An 18714-nucleotide genomic window follows, 5' to 3' on the forward strand; every position below is an offset into this window, starting at 1 on the left:
ATGGCGCTGTCCCGCCACCGTAAGACGCAGCGCACCGTCGACTACTGGCCGGGCTTCGTGGACGCGCTGTCGACGCTGCTCCTCGCCATCATGTTCCTGCTCTCGGTCTTCGTGCTGGCGCAATTCCTGCTGAGCCGCGAGATCTCCGGCCGCGACACGGTGCTCGACCGCCTGAACTCGCAGATCAACGAGCTGACGCAGCTGCTGTCGCTCGAGCGCACCACCGGCCAGGATTTCCAGGACCAGATCGCCAGCCTTCAGGCCTCGCTCCAGACGGCCGAGAGCGATCGCTCGCGCCTGCAGCAGGCACTGGCCAGCGGCGGTGGCGCCGCAGCTTCGGCCAATGCGCGCGTCGAGGGTCTCGAGACCTCGCTCGGCGAGCAGCAGCAAATTTCCCAGCGCGCCCAGTCGCAGGTCGAGCTCCTGAACCAGCAGCTGGCGGCACTTCGCCAGCAGATCGGCGCGCTCGAAACCGCGCTCAACGCCTCAGAGAACCGCGACAAGGAGAGTCAGACACGGATCGCCGATCTCGGCAGCCGGCTGAACGTCGCGCTCGCCCAGCGTGTTCAGGAGCTGTCGCGCTACCGGTCCGACTTCTTCGGCCGGCTGCGCGAAATCCTGTCGGACCGCGAGAACATTCGTATCGTCGGCGACCGCTTCGTCTTCCAGTCCGAGGTCCTGTTCCCGTCCGGTTCCGACGTGCTGCAACAGGCGGGCGAGGCGGAGATGCAGAAGCTCGCCGCGGCCGTCACCGAGCTGTCGCGCGAGATCCCGTCCGACATCAACTGGATCATCCGGGTCGACGGCCACACCGACAACATCCCGCTGTCCGGCAATGGCCGCTTCGCCGACAACTGGCAGCTCTCGACCTCGCGCGCCGCCGCCGTCGTCAAATACCTGATCAGCCAAGGCGCTCCCGCCGACCGCCTCGCCGCCGCCGGCTTCGGCGAATTCCAGCCACTCGACCCCGCCAACACCCCCGAAGCCCGCAACCGCAACCGCCGCATCGAGCTGAAGCTGACGGAGCGGTAGCGCCGGAAACCATATCCGTACTTGGCTGTCAGTTATCCCGGCCTTTTGCTCAGTCGACGTGCTTTTCGGTTGCAAGCGCATTGATATGCCCGCCCGCGTAGTATCCGATGGCGTCATCATTCGGCATATCTGGCAGGTGTTCCATGGCCCGCGTTTCGCTCTCGACTGGCTGCGTGCTGGCCGTGCTGCTGACTTCCGTCCCAACAAAGGCGATGTCCATCGGCGACTTCGCCCTCGGCGTATTTCAGGAAATGGCCAAGTCGTCCGATGCCGAGCGTCCCCGCGCAAGGCAGGTTCGGGCGCAACGGGCGGAAACGCTGTGGCTGGTGATCGCAAGCCGCGAGAGCGCCTCTGAAGCGATCGATCTGGCACAGGGATATGCCGATACGCTCGGGCCCTGTCTTGTCGTCCAGAGCCGCAACGGTCGCTATGCCGTTGTCGCGGGCACGCTGAACCGCGATCGGTCGAAGATCAACATCGCGACGTTGAAAGAGCTGCGGTTTATCCCCGCCGACTCCTTCCTGTCGGACGGCGCCAATCTGGATACTGTTGTCTGGTCGGCCTTCGAGGCCAATGCCAGCACCAACATCATGACGCAGCCGGTCCTGCGTCGTTCGGTCGGCACGCTGCAGAGGGCGATGGCGGCGCTCAATCTCTATCGGGGCCCGGTCGACGGTCTCGTCGGAATTTCGACGGTCGATGCCTTCGATGCCTACCGCGCGAAATACGGCGTCGTGGCCGAGGTGCTCGATCGCTACGCCCTGTCGTCCCTGGCGCAGGCCGCCGCGGACGGTTTTCCCAACGACAGTGAACGCCGATACGCGCAGAGCCTCGGCTTTGAAAACGCCACAGCCTACACCGAGGCGACCCAAGGCGGCTTCTCCTCGGCGGCCGTCTTTAACCAGGCGCGGTCCCTGGGTTTTCGAACCAATGGGGATTGGCAGGCGGCAAGGAACGGGGGTTTTCAGGACGGCGACGAGTTCATGCGCGCCAAGGCAGGAGGCTTCGAGAACGCGGTGTCCTACCGCCGAGGACAGGAGAAGGGGTTCGCGACCAGCCGTGAGATGGCTGACTATGAGGCATCCGGCTTTCAGGATGCCAATGCCTACAGGGAAGCCAAGCGCGCGGGATTTTCCAGCAAGAGCGCGTTCGATAAGGCGCAGGCCGAGGATCTGAAAGCTGCCCGGGGAGAGGCCACCATCCTCCTTGCCGATGCCGACGCATTTCTGCGGCTCAACCGGAATGCCGAGGGCATCCTGGCGATTGCCGCGGAGGCGGCGACGATGAACGGATTGGTCGTCAGCGGGTCGGCCGACACGATACGCTCGTCGGCCCAACGTCTCGATGCGGCGCTGGGCGGCATACCGGGTTTTGGTGCCTTCAAGGAGGCGCGCGCAAAGGAGCGGGCAGACGACCGGCTGCGGCGCCTGGCAGAGCTGAAACGGGACCTTGACAAGTTCAATGGCGATCTGACGGGATGGGTCGCCGTCAATCTGACGTCGCCGAAGACAAGCGAGATCGTCGCGGAGCTCACGCTCCTGACGGCGGCCCTGAAGAAGGACGATCCGGAAGACCTGGAAGAGGCCAAGCGCCGGGTCGTGGCATTGATCGAGCGCCAGGGCATTGCTGCGGGTCTGGAACAGGCAGCGTCCGAGAGTTCGGCCGTGGCGGTCCAGCCCAGCGCTGCTCCGCTCGCGAGCGTTACGCCGGCCAACGCGTTCCTGCTGCAGGGCAATCCCGATGACGTCGTCATCGCCTATAATTCCGGGACGCGTTCTCCTTCCATCACGCGGACCTTGCTCGGGAGCTATTCGTTTACGATCGGCAAGGCCTCCGTTTGCATGCTCGGCATTGACCGGAACCCGGCGCTTGGCCGTGCTCTCGCTCTCAATTTGGCGCGTTTCGGCGTCGTCGATGTGCGAATGGAGTCCGGAAATTGTGCTGCCAAGGATGTCGGCCGATCGGACCTTGTCTTGCTCCAACGCAAGCAATTTCTCGAAGCTGCGCCCGCAACGGCCATCGGCGTTCTCGATGCCGTAGAAAAGGGCGACCTCAGGGTCTTCGAGGAGTTGACCTATGACCAGTTGAAGACCGCGCAAGCTTCTGAAGCCAGCCTTGCGGCAAGGATCGCCGCAGATGTCGCGCAGGATGCGAGAAATGGTTTCGGCGCCCTGATCCCTGTCAACGGCGCCGGTCCCATCTGTGTTGTCCTCGGCGCCGAAGACGAAGCCCATACCGAAATGCTGAAGCGGCTTTCGGCCTTCGCCCAAAGTGAATTCGGGCGCAGTCCGGCTGTCTCATTCGTTAGCCTGGATGACGCCTTCCAGTCCGTTCGCAAAGACGGCTGTACGATGATCTATGCCGAACAGCCTTCACTGAAGCTGATGAGTGCAGCGCTTGAGCGGGACGGGCGAAAGGCTTCCTTCGCACCCCTCTGGTTCGAGACGAAGGACATCGAGGCCGCGACGGCCGCGTTGAAAGAGAAGCGCGACAGCGAGACCGCGGATGCGGAAGCCCGCCGATTGGCTGCGGCTGCAGAGCGCGAGCGGGCGGAGAAGAAGTCGGCAGAGGTGGCGGCGCAACGCCAGGTCATCGAGAGCGGGCTGCGCCGGCAGTACGCGGCAGAGGCCTCTGCGGTTCAGAACGCCCTGACGGCCGGCTTGAAGGCCGGGGTTTTGGGGCAGCCCTCGGTCGTGCTCGAGGGGCGTGAAAAGGAGCTTGCCGAGGAAGTCCGCACGCATTTCCCGGCCTTCACGACCTGGGCAGGGTCGCTGGCTGACGATGCCTGGAAGCCCATCGGGATCGATACCAGCATCGTCGATTACGGCACTGTCGACTGGAAGCAGCGGCAACTCGAGGCGCTTGTCCTGCGGGCGGAGGTCCAGGTCGTCAGCGCGGAACGGGGTGAGTATCGCCAGCACTGCTTCCTGCTCGGTTGGATTTCAGACGACGAATTCCAGACCTACCGCGACCCCATCGAGACGGATTGCGACGGCCCGGACGCTTCCATGGCGGACTGGAAGACGGGGCATCATCTCCAGAGCCGCTGGGTAGCACCGTAGGTTGCGTGCCTGCCTGACGGGAAAACCGTCAGTCAGGGCGGTCCTGCGACCACCTCCCCAGCGCCCTTTCGAGCGTCTCCATGCGGCCGATTGACAGTCTTGGGGCGCAGTGAGAGCCTTCCTTCGCGTCAGACGAAGAGCTGACGGGAACGACGCCGAAACGGCGCGGGGGAGGAAACAGATGATGTCGAGAAAGGACCTGCTGACACGGAAGGGGGCTCTGTCCGCTTCGGTGTTGGCCATGACGCTGGCAGCAGCCGCGCCGGCGGTGGCCAAGGACAATCTGCAGAAGCTGCAGGGAATGCAGTCGACGGGCACGTCGATGGCGTTCCAGACCGTCGAGCAGACCGGGGAATATGCCGACCAGATCCGCGAGAACCTGAAAGGGATCAAGCTTCCGGCGGGTTTCGAGATCGCTCTCTATGCGGTCGTTCCCGATGCCCGGCATATCGCCATCGGGCCGCAGGGCGTGGCGACCTTCGTCGGCACGCGCAAGCAGGACGTCTGGGTGCTGACCGATCGGGACAAGAACCGCGTTGCCGACGAGGTGAAGCGCTTCGCGCCGTCGATCGAATTCGCCATTCCGAACGGCGTCTGCTTCTCCAAGGACGGCTTCCTGTTCATCGCCGAGCAGAACCGGGTGATGGTCTTCCCGGCCGCCGAGTTCTTCTATGAAAGCCCGGATGTCGCGACCGGCGAGGTCGTGCCGGCCGGGCAACTGATCCCCGAGAGCGAGGTATCGTTCAACCATACCGCGCGCGTCTGCCGGATCGGGCCGGACAACAAGCTCTACGTCTCGCTGGGGCAGCCCCACAACGTACCGCCGGCCGACAAGCTCGATCTCTACCGCGAGAAGGGGATCGGCGGCATCATCCGGATGGACCGCGACGGCAAGAACCGCGAGGTCTTCGCCACCGGAATTCGCAATTCCGTCGGCATGCAGTTCAATCCGGCGAATGGCGACCTCTGGTTCACCGACAACCAGGTCGACGGCATGGGTGACGACATCCCGACCGGCGAGTTGAACCGCGCCACGAAGGCCGGCGAGAATTTCGGCTTTCCCTGGTACGGCGGCGGGTCGACCCGCACCGTCGAATACAAGGATTCCGAACCGCCGGCGGATGCGGTCATGCCGCAGCGGGACATGCAGGCGCATGCGGCCGACCTTGGAATGGACTTCTACGCCGGGAAGAGCTTTCCCGCGAAGTACCAAGGCGGAATTTTCTCGGCCCAGCACGGTTCGTGGAATCGCACCGAGCCGGTCGGCGCCCGCGTGATGTTTACGCCGGTTAACGCCGACGGGACCGCGGGTGAGACCGAGGTGTTCGCCGATGGCTGGCTGGCGTCTGACGGCACCTATACCGGCCGTCCCGTCGACGTCGAGGTCATGAAGGACGGCTCGCTGCTCGTCTCGGATGACCTTGCCGGTGCGGTCTACCGCATCTCGTACAAGAAATAGCAGGGCCGCTGCCGGTTGGCCTCGGCCAGCCGGCACGCCCACTCGCCGGGATATACTGCATGAAGAATTCATCGATATGGGCGATGTCGCTTGGCCTCGCCGCGCTTATCTGCAGCGGCACCGCCCAGGCCGCCGACAAGGCCGCGGGGCGTGAGTCGGCCGGCCTTTGCGCCACTTGCCACGGCAAGAACGGACTGGCGACGGCGCCCGATGCGCCCAACCTTGCCGGCAACAGTGCCGTCTACATCGCCGAACAGTTGAAGGCCTATCGCTCCGGGGCCCGCCAGCATCCGCAGATGTCGATCATCGCCTCGGGCCTCAGCGATGCCGACATCGCCAATCTCGCGGCGTGGTTCTCCTCGATCAAGGTGACCGCCACCTTGCCGCCGTGACCGCGGCGCTGATGCCGTGACCGCGACGAGCCGAGCCTCTTATTCCGCGGCGCCCAGCAAGGCGCCGGTCTCGAACTGTAGCCGCGCCAGGCGGGCGTAGAGGCCGTTGCGGGCGATCAGGCTGGCATGCGTGCCCTCCTCGACGATGCGGCCGCCGTCGAGCACGAGGATGCGGTCGGCCTTGAGGACGGTCGCCAGCCGGTGCGCGATGACCAGCGTCGTGCGGCCCTCCATCAGCCGTTCCAGCGCGGTCTGCACCAGAACCTCGCTCTCCGCGTCGAGCGCCGAGGTCGCCTCGTCCAGGAGCAGGATCGGCGCGTCGCGCAGAATTGCCCGCGCGATGGCGATGCGCTGGCGCTGGCCGCCGGACAGCGTGATGCCGCGCTCACCGATGATCGTGTCGTAGCCGTCCGACATTTGGCCGATGAACTCCTCCGCCAGGGCATCGCGGGCGGCCGCAACGACGTCGGGGCGGGCGGCGGATGGCGTGCCGAAGGCGATGTTGTCAGCGACGGTCGCGGCGAAGACCGTGACATCCTGCGGGACGAGGGCGATGCGCCGGCGCAGTTCGGTGAGGTCCGCTTGCCTTATGTCCACCCCGTCGACGAGGATGCGGCCGAAAGCCGGATCGTAGTAGCGCTCGAGCAGCGAGAAGATCGTCGACTTGCCGGCGCCCGAGGGGCCGACGATCGCCACCGTCTCGCCGGGCCGGACCTCGAAGGAGAGGTCGTGCATCGTTGTCCGGTGGCTTTGCGTCGGATAGGCGAAGGAGACGCCCTCGAAGCGCACGCTGCCGATGGCGGGCACGGGGAGCGCCAGCGGCGTTGCGGAGACGACGACGGCCGGCTCTTCCGCCAGAAGCTCGCTGAGACGCTCGGCGGCGCCTGCAGCCTGCGAGAGCTCGCCCCACACCTCCGACAGCGAGCCGAGGGCGCCGGCGGCGAATACCGAGTACAATAGGAACTGGCCAAGCGTGCCGCCGGACATCGTGCCGTCGATCACCCGTTGCGAGCCGACCCAGAGCACCGCGACGATCGACGCGAAGATCAGGAAGATGGCGAAGGCGGTCAGCAGGGCACGCGCCACCACGGAGGCGCGGGCGGCCTCGAAGGCGCCATCGACGGCGCGGGCGAAGCGGCCGGCCGTCGCGGTCTCGCTGGTGAAGGCCTGGACCGTGCGCACCGCGCCGATCGCCTCGCTCGCGTAGGCGCTCGCCTCTGCCAGCGTATCCTGCGCGAGGCGGGACCGCCGCCGGACGGAGCGGCCGAAGGCGACGAGCGGAATGACGATGATCGGGATGGCGCCGATGACGATGGAGGAGAGGCTCGGGCTGGTGACCGCCATCATCGTCACGGCGCCGATGAAGAGGATGAGGTTGCGCAATGCCACGGAGGCCGTGGCACCGACGGCGGACTTGATCTGCGTTGTATCCGCCGTCAGGCGCGAGACGATCTCGCCGGACTGCGTGCGGTCGTAGAAGGCCGGCGAAAGTCGCATGACGTGGGCGAAGACGTCCTTGCGCAGATCCGTCACCACCTGCTCGCCGAGCGTGATGACGAAATAGTAGCGGCCGGCGCTGGCGACGGCGAGAACGCCGGCCAGCACCAGCAGCATCATGAAATAGGTGTCGATGAAGGCCGTGTCGGCGGTCGAGAACCCCTTGTCGATCACCCGGCGGACGGCAACGGGCAGCGACAGCGTGGTGACGGCGGCGAGCGCTAGGAAAACGATGGCGCCGACGGCGCGGGCCTTCTGGCGCTTCAGATAGGGGGCAAGGCGGCCAAGGGGGCGAAGGCTCGCCCGTCGCTTCTTTTCGGCCGCTGCCTGCGTCACGTCAGTCAAATGCGCCTCCTGGCTTTACTCGTCCCGGGGAGTTGCCTATGCCCCAGCCTCATGAGCGGCCATCGGGCCCGTGGCAGAATCAAGCTGCGGACCAGTTGCGCTGCGATGCCGCAGCCCTTGTGCCACGTTGGGGGCTGATGTATAGGCTCACCCTCTAATTTGAAAGCGACCGCGCCATTTTGCCCCGCACATTCGAGCCTCCGGGAATTCCTCCGAAGGCCGAAAACCGGATGCCGAGGGCGGAAGCGCAACAGGGAAAACCGATGAGAGAGAAGATTCATCCGAACTACCACGCCATCACGATCGTGATGACGAACGGTACGGAATACCAGACCCGCTCGACCTGGGGCAAAGAGGGCGACAAGATGAACCTCGACATCGACCCGACCAGCCACCCGGCCTGGACCGGCGGCAACCAGCAGCTGATGGACCGCGGCGGCCGCGTTTCCCGGTTCAAGAAGCGGTTCGAAGGCCTCGGCCTCTAAGTTTCACACTATCGGACGACGAAAGAGCCTGGCGAAAGCCGGGCTTTTTTGTGCGCGCGGTCCGTTTGACCGGGCTCGGTGACCGGTGGCGGAGTTGATTGGCTGCTGCGGAAGTGGGAGGCAATAGGGGAGGGGCGGTCCGCCTCAACGGCATCGCTGGATGCTGCCCGCCGTGATTCTGACGTCCGGTCCTGAAAAGGCACACCCCGTCGCGACAGGCGACCTACGGGTCGAGCGTCGTCAGGCTTTTCATCGCCGCGTGCTGCTCGACGAGCAGGTCGCGCTGCGGCTTCACGTATTCAGGCACGATGTGGCAGAGGAGCTCGATGGCGCGCTGCGGCTGTCCCTGCGCCACCGCCTGCTGGATCGCATCAAGATTGCGCTTGAGCATTGCGGGATCGCTGACGCGCGTGTGCGCCACCAGGAGGCCCGGGCGGCCGGTCTTCTCGATCTTCTCGCCGTCGCTGAACAGCTCCTCGTAGAGCTTCTCGCCCTTCCTGAGGCCGATGTAGTCGATCTTGATGTCGACATGGGGCCTGAGGCCCGCGAGCTGGATCAGCCGTTCGGCAAGCTCTGTGATGCGAATCGGCTCGCCCATGTCGAGGACGAAGATCTGGCCTTGGGCGGTATGGGCCGACATGCCGTGGCCGGCGGCGTGCAGAATCAGCCGCGACGCTTCGGGGATGGTCATGAAGTAGCGGGTGATGTTGGGGTGGGTCACCGTCAGCGGCCCGCCGCGCTGCAGCTGCGCCTTGAACAGCGGAATGACCGAGCCGGTCGAGCCGAGCACGTTGCCGAAGCGGACGGTCATGAAGCGCGTGCCGGTCTGGGCGAGGTCGAGGGCCTGGCAGTAGGCTTCCGCCGCACGCTTGGTCGCGCCCATGATGCTGGTCGGGCTGACGGCCTTGTCGGTCGATACCATCACCATGGCGCTGGCGCCGCAGGCCAGCGCCGCATTGGCGACATTGCGGGTACCGATGAGGTTGGTCTCGATACCCTCTATCGGGTTTTCCTCGACGATCGGAACATGCTTCAGCGCGGCGGCGTGGAAGATGATCTCCGGCTCGAACTGGCTGAACAGGGCGCCGATCCGGTCGCTCTGCCGGACGTCGGCAATGCGCGCGAAGGTCCGCACGGAGGGGTATTCCTGCGCGATCTGGCGATCGATCGAGTAGAGGTTAAACTCGTTGTTATCGAGGAGGACCAGGCGGCTCGGCTGGAACTGGGCGATCTGGCGCACGAGTTCGGAGCCAATCGAACCGCCGGCGCCGGTGACAACGACGCAGCGGTCGTTGATCAGCTTGGCGACCTCGCGGATGTCGAGCTTGACCTCCATCCGGCCGAGCAGGTCCTCGAGCAGGATCGGCAGCGGCTCGATCGGGATGCTGTCGTCGATCTTGCCGGTGCGCGAAATGTCCGGCAGGCGCTTTACCGCGATCTTGAAAGGGGCGGCCCGCTCGACGACGGCGGCGAGTTCGTTCGCCGAGGCGTCGGTGGCGGTGACGATGATCTGGGTGATCGGCCGCGCGGCGAGCGCCGCCCGCTGGATGATGGCCGGCAAGTCGCGCAGCGAGCCGAGGACGCTGGTGCCATGCAGGCGGCGGCGCTGATTCTTCGGTCGCTCGTCGACGATCCCGACGATGCGCGACTGCAGATGGCTGCGCCGCTCGTTGCGGATGAAGAGGTCTGCCTGATCGTTGAAGCCGAACAGCAGGAGGTTGTCGACGGTGGCCGGCAGCTTGGTCGGGTCAACGCGCAGCGAGGATCCGCGCTCACGGTAGAGACGATAGGCGAGGCGCGGGCCGCCGAGGGCGACGACCATGACGAACCAGGTGATGACCATGGTCGAGCGCGGCAAATACTCGCCGCGGAACAGAAGGAAGTTGCCGAGCAGGAACACCACGCAGACGATGCTGACGACCTTGACGATCGACAGGACGTCGAGCAGCGACGCATAGCGCCAAGCGCCGCGGTTCAGCGAGAACAGCGGGAACATGGCGGCGCTGAGGCAGGTGAAGGCGGCGATCATCGCCCAGAGCTGCCACATCGTGAACAACGGGGTCAGCCCCCAGGCGAGCCCGAGCGACAGGGTGATCGAGAAGCCAGCGGCGACGACGTCGTGCACCACGCCGAGGGACCGCAAGGAACCGCGCGGGAGCTTTGAAAACCTCGCCATTAGCGTAGCGAACATAGACGAGGCCTCTCGCTTGCCTGCGCTCATTTTCCGCAGCATCGATAGGGACCAAGCTATCATCGATGTTGCGAATGCGTAAAGGATGCTGCGCCGGCCACGAAAACTCGTAGCCGAGGTGTCACGCGGCGAACACGCTCGCCCCTTCGTTGGCCGCGCCCACCGAGTTCCGGAAAGGCGCAAACAATTCGCGTCCCAGGCCAAAATCATTGCCGGATAGGTCGGCTTCGGCCGTCTGGCGCGACGCGAGTTCCGCCGCCGGAACCAGGATTTCGAGCGTCCCAGCCTCGGCGTCGAGGCGAATGAGGTCGCCTTCGCAGATCTTGCCGATCATGCCGCCCGCCTTCGCCTCGGGCGTCACATGGATCGCCGCAGGCACCTTGCCCGATGCGCCCGACATGCGGCCGTCGGTCACCAGCGCGACCTTCTGCCCGCGGTCCAGCAAGACGCCGAGCAAGGGGGTCAGGTTGTGCAGTTCCGGCATGCCGTTGGACTGCGGCCCTTGGAAGCGCATCACCGCGATGAAATCGCCGGTCAACGTGCCCGCGTTGAAGGCGGCGAGGAGTTCGTGCTGGTCGTGGAAGATTTTAGCCGGCGCCTCGACCGTCCGGCGTTCCGGCTTCACTGCGGAAACCTTGATCACCGCCTGGCCCATGTTGCCCTGCAGCATCTTCAGCCCGCCATTGCCGGAGAAGGGCTTGTCGCCGGTCGTCAGCACCTTCGGGTCGCCGCTCTCGACCGGCGCAGGATGACGTGCGACGGCGCCGTCGGCCCCAAGCCTTGCCTCGACCGTATAGGCGCGAAGGCCTGTGCCGAACGACGTGCGGACGTCGTCGTGCAGCAGTCCGTGGTCCAGCAGTTCGCGGATTAGGAAGCCCATGCCACCGGCTGCCTGGAAGTGGTTTACGTCGGCAAGACCGTTCGGATAGACCCGTGCGAGGAGCGGCGTAACGTCGGAAAGGTCGGAGATGTCCTGCCAGGTCAGCTTGATGCCGGCGGCGGCCGCCATCGCCACGAGGTGCAAGGTATGGTTGGTCGAGCCGCCGGTGGCGTGGAGGCCGACGACGCCGTTGACCACGGCCCGCTCGTCGACGACGAGGCCGGCCGGGGTGTATTCATTGCCGAGGGCGGTGATCGCCAGCGCCCGGCGCGTCGCCTCGCGGGTCAGCGCGTCCCGCAGCGGGGTGCCGGGGTTGATGAAGGAGGCGCCCGGCATGTGGAGGCCCATGATCTCCATCAGCATCTGGTTGGAATTGGCGGTGCCGTAGAAGGTGCAGGTGCCCGGCCCGTGATAGGACTTCGACTCCGCCTCCAAAAGGGCGTCGCGCGCGACCTTGCCCTCGGCGTAGAGCTGCCGGATGCGGCTCTTCTCGTCGTTCGGCAAGCCGGTGGTCATCGGGCCGGCAGGGACGAAGATCGCGGGCAGATGGCCGAAAGTCAAAGCGGCGATGGTGAGGCCCGGCACGATCTTGTCGCAGACGCCGAGATAGACGACGGAATCGAACATGTCGTGGCTGAGGCCGACGGCCGCCGACATGGCGATCACGTCGCGCGAGAACAGGCTGAGCTCCATGCCGGCCTTGCCCTGGGTGACGCCGTCGCACATCGCCGGCACCCCGCCGGCGACCTGCGCCGTCGCGCCGACCTCGCGCGCCGTCTGGCGGATCATCTCGGGATAGTGCTCGAATGGCTGATGCGCCGACAGCATGTCGTTATAGGCGGTGATGATGCCGAGATTGGGGGTCACGCTGTCCGACAGGCGCTGCTTGTCGGTCGGTCCGCAGGCGGCGAAGCCATGCGCGAGGTTGCCGCAGGAGAGCGTCGAGCGCTTCGGCCCCTCGGCGCCCTTCGCCGTAATGCGGCTGAGATAGAGGTCGCGGCTGCGGTGCGATCGCTCGCGGATGCGGTCGGTGATCTCGTCGATGCGGCGGTCCACGGTCATGGCGCTCAAGCCTCGTCTTGGGGAAGGGGGGCCCAGAAGATCTGGAGCGGGTGTTCGCGCGGCGCCCGCAGGACGGCGCGGATGGGGAGGTCCAGCTCGGAGCCGGCCTGCTGTGCGCTGGACAGGACGCGCGCCTTCTCCGTTCCCTCGATGTGCAAGGCGAGGAAGCGGGCCTCGACCAGCCGCGGCAAGGTCAAGGTGACGCGAGGCTCGCCGGCGCCCTCGGCCCGGATCACCGACACCGCACGCGGGTTCTGCGGATCGAGCGCGGCGACGAGGTTGTCGCCGTTCGGGAAGAACGATGCGGTGTGGCCGTCCGTGCCCATGCCGAGCACCACCGCATCGAGCGGCCGCGCGAGGCCGCCGAGCCGCGACTGGAGCTCGGGCAGCACGTCCTCCGGCGTGTCGGCTTCCTCGTAGAGCGGCTCGAAATGCGCTGCGGCCGCCGGGCCTTTCAGGAAATGCCGCTTCAGGAAGGCGGTGTTCGAACGGGAATGGGAGTCGGGGACCCAGCGTTCGTCGACCAAGGTCACCGTAACGGCCTTCCAGTCGAGCTCGGTCGCCGCGAGGGTTTCGAGGAACAGCAACGGCGTCGAGCCGCCCGAAACGGCAAGACTTGCCGAGCCGCGGGTCGCGATCCCCCCGGCGAGCACGGCGGCGACGCCGGTCGCCAGGGCTTCCGCCAGCATCTGGCGGGAAGGATATCGGTGAAGCACTTCGCGTCCTTTCAGATGGGCCCTGACGGTATCGACAAGTTCAGGCTGACAGCCGTCGCGGCGGCGCGAGACGGCGGGCGTCGCGCCAAGCCGGCGGCGGACCGGAGCGCCCGTCAGTCCGGCTCGTGCCAAGTCCGACCATCGCGCTCGATCAGCGCGATGGAGGAGGACGGGCCCCAGGTTCCAGCCGTGTAGCCTTGCGGCTTCACGGACTTCTCTTCCCAGGCCTTGAGGATCGGATCGACCCATTCCCAGGCCGCCTCGACCTCGTCGCGCCGCATGAACAGCGTCTGGTTGCCGCGGATCACGTCCATCAGCAGTCGCTCATAGGCGTCCGGGTTTCGCGTATGGAACGACTCGGCAAAGCTCATGTCCAGCGGAACATGGCGCAGGCGCATGCCGCCGGGGCCGGGATCCTTGATCATCAGCCACTGCTTGACGCCCTCGTCGGGCTGCAGGCGCATGACAAGCTGGTTCTGCACCACGTTGCCGGCGCTGGAATCGAAGATCGAATGCGGGATCGGGCGGAAGGTGACGACGATCTCCGACATCCGGTTCGACAGGCGCTTGCCGGTGCGGAGGTAGAAGGGCACGCCGGCCCAGCGCCAGTTGCCGATCTCGACCTTCAGCGCGACGAAGGTCTCGGTGTCGCTCTCGCCGTTCGCCAAATCCTCGATGTAGCCCTTCACCGCGGCACCACCGGAGGCGCCGGCCTTGTACTGGCCGCGCACGGTCCGCTGCTCGACATTGGCGGCGGTGATCGGGCGCAGCGCTCGCAGCACCTTCAGCTTCTCGTCGCGCAGCGCGTCGGCGTTCATCGCCGAGGGCGGCTCGAGCGCGACGAGGCAGAGCAGCTGCAGGATGTGGTTCTGCACCATGTCGCGCAGCGCGCCGGCCTTGTCGTAGTAGCTGGTCCGGCCCTCGAGGCCGACTTCCTCGGCGACCGTGATCTGCACGTGGTCGATGTAGCCGGACTTCCATACCGGCTCGTACAGCATGTTGGCGAAGCGCAGCGCCATCAGGTTCTGCACCGTCTCCTTGCCGAGATAGTGATCGATGCGAAAGACCTGCTCTTCACTGAAGTGCCGGCCGATAGTGTCGTTGAGGGCCCGCGCCGAATCGAGGTCGCGGCCGACCGGCTTCTCGACGACCAGCCGCGTATTGGCGCTGGACAGGCCCTTCTCCGCGATGCGGCTGGCGAACTCGCCGAACAAAGCGGGCCCGACGGCGAGGTAGAAGGCGCGGATCCGACCAGGCTCGGCCTCGTCGAGCAGCGCCTTCAGTTCGTCCCAGCCCTTGTCCGAGCGCGCATCGACCTCGCGGTAGTGCAGGCGCGAGACGAAGCGCTCGATTGCCTCCGGGCTCTGATGGGCTGGCTTGACGTGGGCGGTGATCGCTGCGCGGGCGAAGGCCCGGTAGTCATCGTCGGAAATGTAGGTCCGCGAGGCGCCGATGATGCGGGCCTGCGGGGGAAGCTGACCGTCATGGTCGCGGTGATACAGCGCCGGCAGCAGCTTGCGCTCGGCGAGATCGCCGTTGCCGCCGAAAACGATGTAGTCGAACGCATCGACCGGAATGATCTGGCTGGTCATCGACGCCTTTCCTGGGCGCATGCTGCGCCGCATTAAACCCCCGTGGGAACGAGGTAGTCTAATCGATTGAAACTTTCCAGTGCCGCCCATGCATCATACCAGGGGCACCTGTCTGCAGGCTTTCTGCCGAGGTAGGCGCATAACGTGTTCTCGTCATGACGCCGGGCTCAGAAGCGATCGCGCAGCGAGAACCAGGTCATGGCGAGAAACAGCAGTGGCTGGCGCAGCGCCGTCCCGCCGGGGAAGGCCGGAATATCGAGTGCCTCCAGCACCGCGAGCCGATCCTCGTTGCCGGCGACGCGCTCGGCATAGAGCCGGCCGGTGAAGTTCGACAGCATCACGCCATGGCCGGAAAACCCGCCGATCGCGGTGATCCCGGGCTCGACGGTGCGCACGAACGGCATGCGCGGCAGAGTGATGCCGACCGAGCCGCCCCAGCTGTGGGTGATCTCGACATCCTTCAGGTGCGGATAGATCTCGGCGATCTGCCGGCGGATGTGCACCGAGATGTCGCTCGCCGCCGAGGTATAAGCCTCGCGGCCCCCGAACAGCAGGCGCCCGTCGCGCGACTTGCGGAAATAGCGGACGACAAACCGCGAGTCGTCCACCGCTTCGTTGCCCGGCAGGACGCGACCGGGCTCGGCGAGCGGGGCGGTGGCGCCGATGAAAGAGCGGATCGGCATGATGTGCCGGGCCATTTCGCCGTTCAGTTTGCCGCCATGGGCATTGGTGGCGACGAGGGCCCGCTCGGCCCGGATCGTGCCGCGCGCCGTGGTGGCGAGGACCCCGCCGACGCCGGTCAGCGAAACCACTGGCGTTTCCTCGAACAGCAGGGCGCCGGCCTTGGCGGCCGCGCGCGCCGTTCCGACCAGCAGCTTCAGCGGATGGATGTGGCCGGTACCGGTATCGCGGATCCCGCCGAAATAGGCCGAGGACCCTAGTCGCTCCGCCGTCTCGGCCCGGTCCATGACGGTGATGTGCTGATAGCCGTAGCGTGTCGCGAGATCGTCGGCATAGGCGGAATAGTCTTTGACGAAACGCTGCCGGTGGGCGACCGACATCTGCCCGGGGGCGTAGTCGATATCGATCGCATGGGTCTCGGCGAAATCCAGAAGATGCGCCTTCGCCTCTTCCGCAAGGTCGAACAGCGCCTTGGTGCGCTCGAAGCCGTATTGCGGCTCGAGTTCCGAGGTCCAGAGCCGCTGGCCGGTGTTCATTTGCCCGCCATTGCGGCCGGATGCGCCATCACCAAAGCGATGCGCCTCCAGCACGGCGACGCGCACGCCGCGGGCAGCTAGGTGCGTTGCGGCGGACAGGCCGGTGAAGCCGCCGCCGACGATCAGCACGTCAACGGTGAGGCTCTCCTCGAGCTTGGGATAGCGCGGGCGCTCAACCGAGTCCTCGTACCAGGAACGGCCGGGCGAGATCGGCGACTGATAGGCCGTCATCAGACGCTCAACAGGAGGAACTCGCGCTCCCACGGGCTGATGACCTGCATGAACGTCTCGAACTCACCGCGCTTGATGCCGGCATAGGTGCCGACGAACTCGCGCGAGAACACCTCGTGGAAGGCCGCTTCGCCCTCGAACACCGCGACGGCCTCGAGCAGGCCGCGCGGCAATGAGATCTCCCCGTCCTCGTTCGCGGTCCGGTCGGTCGGCTGGCCCGGCTGCAACTCGCCGGCCATGCCGAGATAGCCGCAGGCAAGAGACGCGGCGAGCGCAAGATAGGGGTTGGCGTCGGACGACGGCAGGCGGTTCTCGACGCGCCGCGCCACGGCATCCGACGTCGGCACCCGGAAGGCGGTGGTCCGGTTGTCGTAGCCCCAGGCATTGTTGGTCGGCGCCGACATGCCATAGGTCAGGCGGCGGTACGAGTTGACGTAGGGCGCCATCATGATCAGCGCTGCCGGCACGTAGCGCTGCATGCCGCCGATGAAGTTGTAGAACAGCGGCGAGGGCGTGCCGTCCTCCAGGCTGAAGATGTTGCGCCCGGTGCGCTGGTCGATCACCGACTGGTGGATGTGCATGGCCGAGCCGGGCTGACCCTGGATCGGCTTGGCCATGAAGGTCGCGTAGATATCGTGCTTCAGCGCCGCCTCGCGGATGGTCCGCTTGAACATGAAGACCTGGTCGGCGAGCTCGATCGGCGCGCCGTGGCGCAGGTTGATCTCGAGCTGGGCCGCGCCGTCCTCGTGGATCAGCGTGTCGATCTCGAGGCCCTGCGCCTCCGAGAAATGGTAGATGTCGTCGATCAGCTCGTCGAACTCGTTCACGCCGCCGATGGAGTAGGCCTGACCGCTCTGGATCTGGCGGCCGGACCGGCCGATCGGCGGAGTCAGCGGATAGTCGGGGTCGACGTTCTTGGAGACGAGGTAGAACTCGATCTCCGGTGCGACGATCGGCTGCCAGCCGCGGTTTTCATAGAGAGCCAGCACCCGTTTCAGGACGTTGCGCGGCGTGTAGCCGACGGCAGCGCCCGTGGTGTCGACGAGGTCGCAGATCACCTGCGCCGTCGGATCGCTCTCCCACGGGACCAGCGACAGCGTCGAGAGGTCCGGCACCAGCTTCAGATCGCCGTCGTTGGGCGAGTAGCGGAACTCGCCGGTCTCCTCGGGATACTCGCCGGAAATCGTGTGCATGAACAGCGCCGAGGGCAGCGCCAGCGAGGTGTCGCCGGTGAACTTCTTGGCCGGCATCATCTTGCCGCGGGCAACGCCGGCAAGATCGGGCGTGATGCACTCGATGTCGTCGATGCCGCGTGCCTTCAGCCACTCCACGGCCTCTTCCTTCGAACCGACGCCGCGCTTGGAGTCGAGAAAGGCCGGCCGTTCGCCCTCGGCCAGCTTGAAGCGACCGAGGTCGCGGCGCGGGGCCGCTGGCACAGACGGCTGCGCGCTGCCGGTATCGCTCGACCGGCGCTTCAGCTTGTCGCGCTTGATCTTCGGTCGGGTGCTCAGTTCAGGGCGCGTCGGCCTGGGGCGGTCTGCCATGCGATCTTTCTGCGGCTGCTCGAATGCCGGACAGCATAGACGCTCGGGGCGGGACGGGGAAGGCGCGGCGGTTGGTCGGGCATCAATCCAAGCCTCTTTTGCCGCTGTAATAGCGTTGCCGCGCTTTGTCATCATCGCTAGCGTGATGGAAAAAGAGTAACCTTCGACCCTGCAAAGGGGGAAACGGCCGTTCGCGAGCGCGGGCTCGATTTTGCGGACGCCGGACAGGTTTTCGAAGGACGTGTTCTGACACTTGAAGACGCGCGCAGGGACTATGGTGAGGCCCGGTTCTAGACCTATGGCTTGTTCGGTGGCCGTGTCGTCATGGTGGTCTGGACCCCTCGCGACGATGCGCGTCACTTCATCTCCATGAGGTATTGCCATGAACGTGAAGCCAACCGAGCCCGGCAGCGAATGGATTGATCCGGACGACGCGCCGGAGTGGACCGACGAGATGTTCGACCGGGCCGATCTCTATCACGGCGAGGTGCTGATCCGGCGCGGGCTCCCGCCGCAGGCGCATTCCAAGCGGCAGGTAACCTTGCGGTTGAGCGCCGAAGTGATCGAGCACTTTAAGGCGGGTGGGCCCGGCTGGCGGACGCGCATTGATGATATGCTGAAGCAGGCGATTGCGGCGAAGTAGAACGGCAACGGATGCAAAAGCCGGCAGGCCTTCGCATCCGTTCGTTCTTACGACGTGGAAGATCGCTGCCGTCCCAAGCACCGATGCCGGTAGTGTAACAAAATTAATCCGCCGTCTTGACGATGACTGGGATCAGAAGGTCGCCCCACTTGCCGTTGCCGGAATGGTGCCGGGCGGAGCGGACGAGCTCGACCGAAACGCCGGCTTCCACCGCCTTCATAACGGATTGGTTGAGGCGGTGGAGGTCGTTGGCCAGCATGCGGATGGCGCTCTGCTGCGCCTCGTCCATCGACGAGGACTGCTCCTCGGCGCGTTCCTTGACGCGGGTGCGGGGGCGGATGTCGGCCTGGATGACGCTGCTCATGG

General features: G+C 65.9%; 15 protein-coding genes. 6 read left to right on the forward strand and 9 right to left on the reverse strand.

Features of this window, described 5'->3' with window-relative positions; genetic code table 11:
* Entirely contained in the window at window positions 1-1032 is a 1032-nt protein-coding gene (locus ACZLZQ_RS06350) for a peptidoglycan -binding protein (protein ID WP_472948640.1), read from the forward strand.
* Window positions 1033-1081: 49 nt separating this feature from the next.
* Here the strand turns inward: ACZLZQ_RS06350 and ACZLZQ_RS06355 are convergent, their stop codons facing one another.
* The gene (locus tag ACZLZQ_RS06355) at window positions 1082-1252 is read right to left on the reverse strand and encodes a hypothetical protein (RefSeq protein ID WP_472948641.1); all 171 of its coding nucleotides are present in this window, start codon (window positions 1250-1252) and stop codon (window positions 1082-1084) included.
* Between ACZLZQ_RS06355 and ACZLZQ_RS06360 the strand changes: the two genes are divergently transcribed.
* From ACZLZQ_RS06360 to ACZLZQ_RS06370, 3 genes are all read left to right on the forward strand, one after another.
* Window positions 1245-4094, forward strand: coding sequence for a hypothetical protein (locus ACZLZQ_RS06360; protein WP_472948642.1), 2850 nt, complete (start codon window positions 1245-1247; stop codon window positions 4092-4094). The two genes, ACZLZQ_RS06355 and ACZLZQ_RS06360, sit on opposite strands and share 8 nt — an antisense overlap.
* A 241-nt stretch (window positions 4095-4335) precedes the next feature.
* Window positions 4336-5553, forward strand: a complete 1218-nt coding sequence (locus ACZLZQ_RS06365; protein ID WP_472949199.1) for a PQQ-dependent sugar dehydrogenase — start codon at window positions 4336-4338, stop codon at window positions 5551-5553.
* 59 nt (window positions 5554-5612) lie between these two features.
* Window positions 5613-5945 carry a c-type cytochrome gene (locus ACZLZQ_RS06370; protein WP_472948643.1) on the forward strand — a complete coding sequence of 111 codons (333 nt, stop codon included), beginning with the start codon at window positions 5613-5615 and terminating at the stop codon, window positions 5943-5945.
* Between the two features lie 39 nt (window positions 5946-5984).
* Here ACZLZQ_RS06370 and ACZLZQ_RS06375 read toward each other — a convergent pair whose 3' ends face one another.
* Complete coding sequence (locus ACZLZQ_RS06375) at window positions 5985-7787, reverse strand: ABC transporter transmembrane domain-containing protein (protein ID WP_472948644.1); 1803 nt, start codon at window positions 7785-7787, stop codon at window positions 5985-5987.
* A gap of 263 nt (window positions 7788-8050) precedes the next feature.
* Here ACZLZQ_RS06375 and rpmE point away from each other — a divergent pair, with 263 nt between their 5' ends.
* Window positions 8051-8272, forward strand: a complete 222-nt coding sequence (gene rpmE, locus ACZLZQ_RS06380; protein WP_472933803.1) for a 50S ribosomal protein L31 — start codon at window positions 8051-8053, stop codon at window positions 8270-8272.
* 223 nt (window positions 8273-8495) lie between these two features.
* Here the strand turns inward: rpmE and ACZLZQ_RS06385 are convergent, their stop codons facing one another.
* The 6 genes from ACZLZQ_RS06385 to ACZLZQ_RS06410 all read right to left on the reverse strand — a co-directional run bounded on the left by ACZLZQ_RS06385 (window position 8496) and on the right by ACZLZQ_RS06410 (window position 17705).
* Complete coding sequence (locus ACZLZQ_RS06385; RefSeq protein ID WP_472933802.1) at window positions 8496-10415, reverse strand: polysaccharide biosynthesis protein; 1920 nt, start codon at window positions 10413-10415, stop codon at window positions 8496-8498.
* A gap of 169 nt (window positions 10416-10584) precedes the next feature.
* Window positions 10585-12405, reverse strand: a complete 1821-nt coding sequence (gene edd, locus ACZLZQ_RS06390) for a phosphogluconate dehydratase (RefSeq protein ID WP_472948645.1) — start codon at window positions 12403-12405, stop codon at window positions 10585-10587.
* Between the two features lie 5 nt (window positions 12406-12410).
* Window positions 12411-13121: a 6-phosphogluconolactonase gene (pgl, locus tag ACZLZQ_RS06395; RefSeq protein ID WP_472948646.1), complete on the reverse strand. Its 711-nt coding sequence runs from the start codon at window positions 13119-13121 to the stop codon at window positions 12411-12413.
* A 113-nt stretch (window positions 13122-13234) separates the two neighbouring features.
* Entirely contained in the window at window positions 13235-14713 is a 1479-nt protein-coding gene (zwf, locus tag ACZLZQ_RS06400) for a glucose-6-phosphate dehydrogenase (RefSeq protein WP_472933799.1), read from the reverse strand.
* 167 nt (window positions 14714-14880) lie between these two features.
* Window positions 14881-16161, reverse strand: a complete 1281-nt coding sequence (locus ACZLZQ_RS06405; protein ID WP_472948647.1) for an NAD(P)/FAD-dependent oxidoreductase — start codon at window positions 16159-16161, stop codon at window positions 14881-14883.
* Entirely contained in the window at window positions 16161-17705 is a 1545-nt protein-coding gene (locus tag ACZLZQ_RS06410; RefSeq protein ID WP_472933797.1) for a glutamine synthetase family protein, read from the reverse strand. The genes ACZLZQ_RS06405 and ACZLZQ_RS06410 overlap by 1 nt, the downstream gene beginning before the upstream one ends.
* Window positions 17706-18087: 382 nt before the next feature.
* Between ACZLZQ_RS06410 and ACZLZQ_RS06415 the strand changes: the two genes are divergently transcribed.
* Window positions 18088-18348, forward strand: coding sequence for a BrnA antitoxin family protein (locus tag ACZLZQ_RS06415; protein WP_472948648.1), 261 nt, complete (start codon window positions 18088-18090; stop codon window positions 18346-18348).
* Window positions 18349-18451: 103 nt separating this feature from the next.
* Here the strand turns inward: ACZLZQ_RS06415 and ACZLZQ_RS06420 are convergent, their stop codons facing one another.
* Window positions 18452-18712, reverse strand: a complete 261-nt coding sequence (locus ACZLZQ_RS06420; protein ID WP_472933795.1) for an SMc00767 family acetate metabolism repressor — start codon at window positions 18710-18712, stop codon at window positions 18452-18454.
* Window positions 18713-18714 lie beyond the last annotated feature (2 nt).

It is taken from the genome of Mesocryomonas lacus (assembly GCF_055730105.2).

What these genes read in the sequence shown, in the direction of transcription:
- ACZLZQ_RS06410 (WP_472933797.1), bottom strand. Translation starts at nt 17,705, where the DNA reads ATGGCAGACCGCCCCAGGCCGACGCGCCCTGAACTGAGCACCCGACCG.
- ACZLZQ_RS06360 (WP_472948642.1), top strand. Translation starts at nt 1,245, where the DNA reads ATGTCCATCGGCGACTTCGCCCTCGGCGTATTTCAGGAAATGGCCAAG.
- ACZLZQ_RS06365 (WP_472949199.1), top strand. Translation starts at nt 4,336, where the DNA reads ATGACGCTGGCAGCAGCCGCGCCGGCGGTGGCCAAGGACAATCTGCAG.
- ACZLZQ_RS06355 (WP_472948641.1), bottom strand. Translation starts at nt 1,252, where the DNA reads ATGGACATCGCCTTTGTTGGGACGGAAGTCAGCAGCACGGCCAGCACG.
- ACZLZQ_RS06415 (WP_472948648.1), top strand. Translation starts at nt 18,088, where the DNA reads ATGAACGTGAAGCCAACCGAGCCCGGCAGCGAATGGATTGATCCGGAC.
- edd (WP_472948645.1), bottom strand. Translation starts at nt 12,405, where the DNA reads ATGACCGTGGACCGCCGCATCGACGAGATCACCGACCGCATCCGCGAG.
- ACZLZQ_RS06420 (WP_472933795.1), bottom strand. Translation starts at nt 18,712, where the DNA reads ATGAGCAGCGTCATCCAGGCCGACATCCGCCCCCGCACCCGCGTCAAG.
- rpmE (WP_472933803.1), top strand. Translation starts at nt 8,051, where the DNA reads ATGAGAGAGAAGATTCATCCGAACTACCACGCCATCACGATCGTGATG.
- zwf (WP_472933799.1), bottom strand. Translation starts at nt 14,713, where the DNA reads ATGACCAGCCAGATCATTCCGGTCGATGCGTTCGACTACATCGTTTTC.
- ACZLZQ_RS06405 (WP_472948647.1), bottom strand. Translation starts at nt 16,161, where the DNA reads ATGACGGCCTATCAGTCGCCGATCTCGCCCGGCCGTTCCTGGTACGAG.
- ACZLZQ_RS06350 (WP_472948640.1), top strand. Translation starts at nt 1, where the DNA reads ATGGCGCTGTCCCGCCACCGTAAGACGCAGCGCACCGTCGACTACTGG.
- ACZLZQ_RS06370 (WP_472948643.1), top strand. Translation starts at nt 5,613, where the DNA reads ATGAAGAATTCATCGATATGGGCGATGTCGCTTGGCCTCGCCGCGCTT.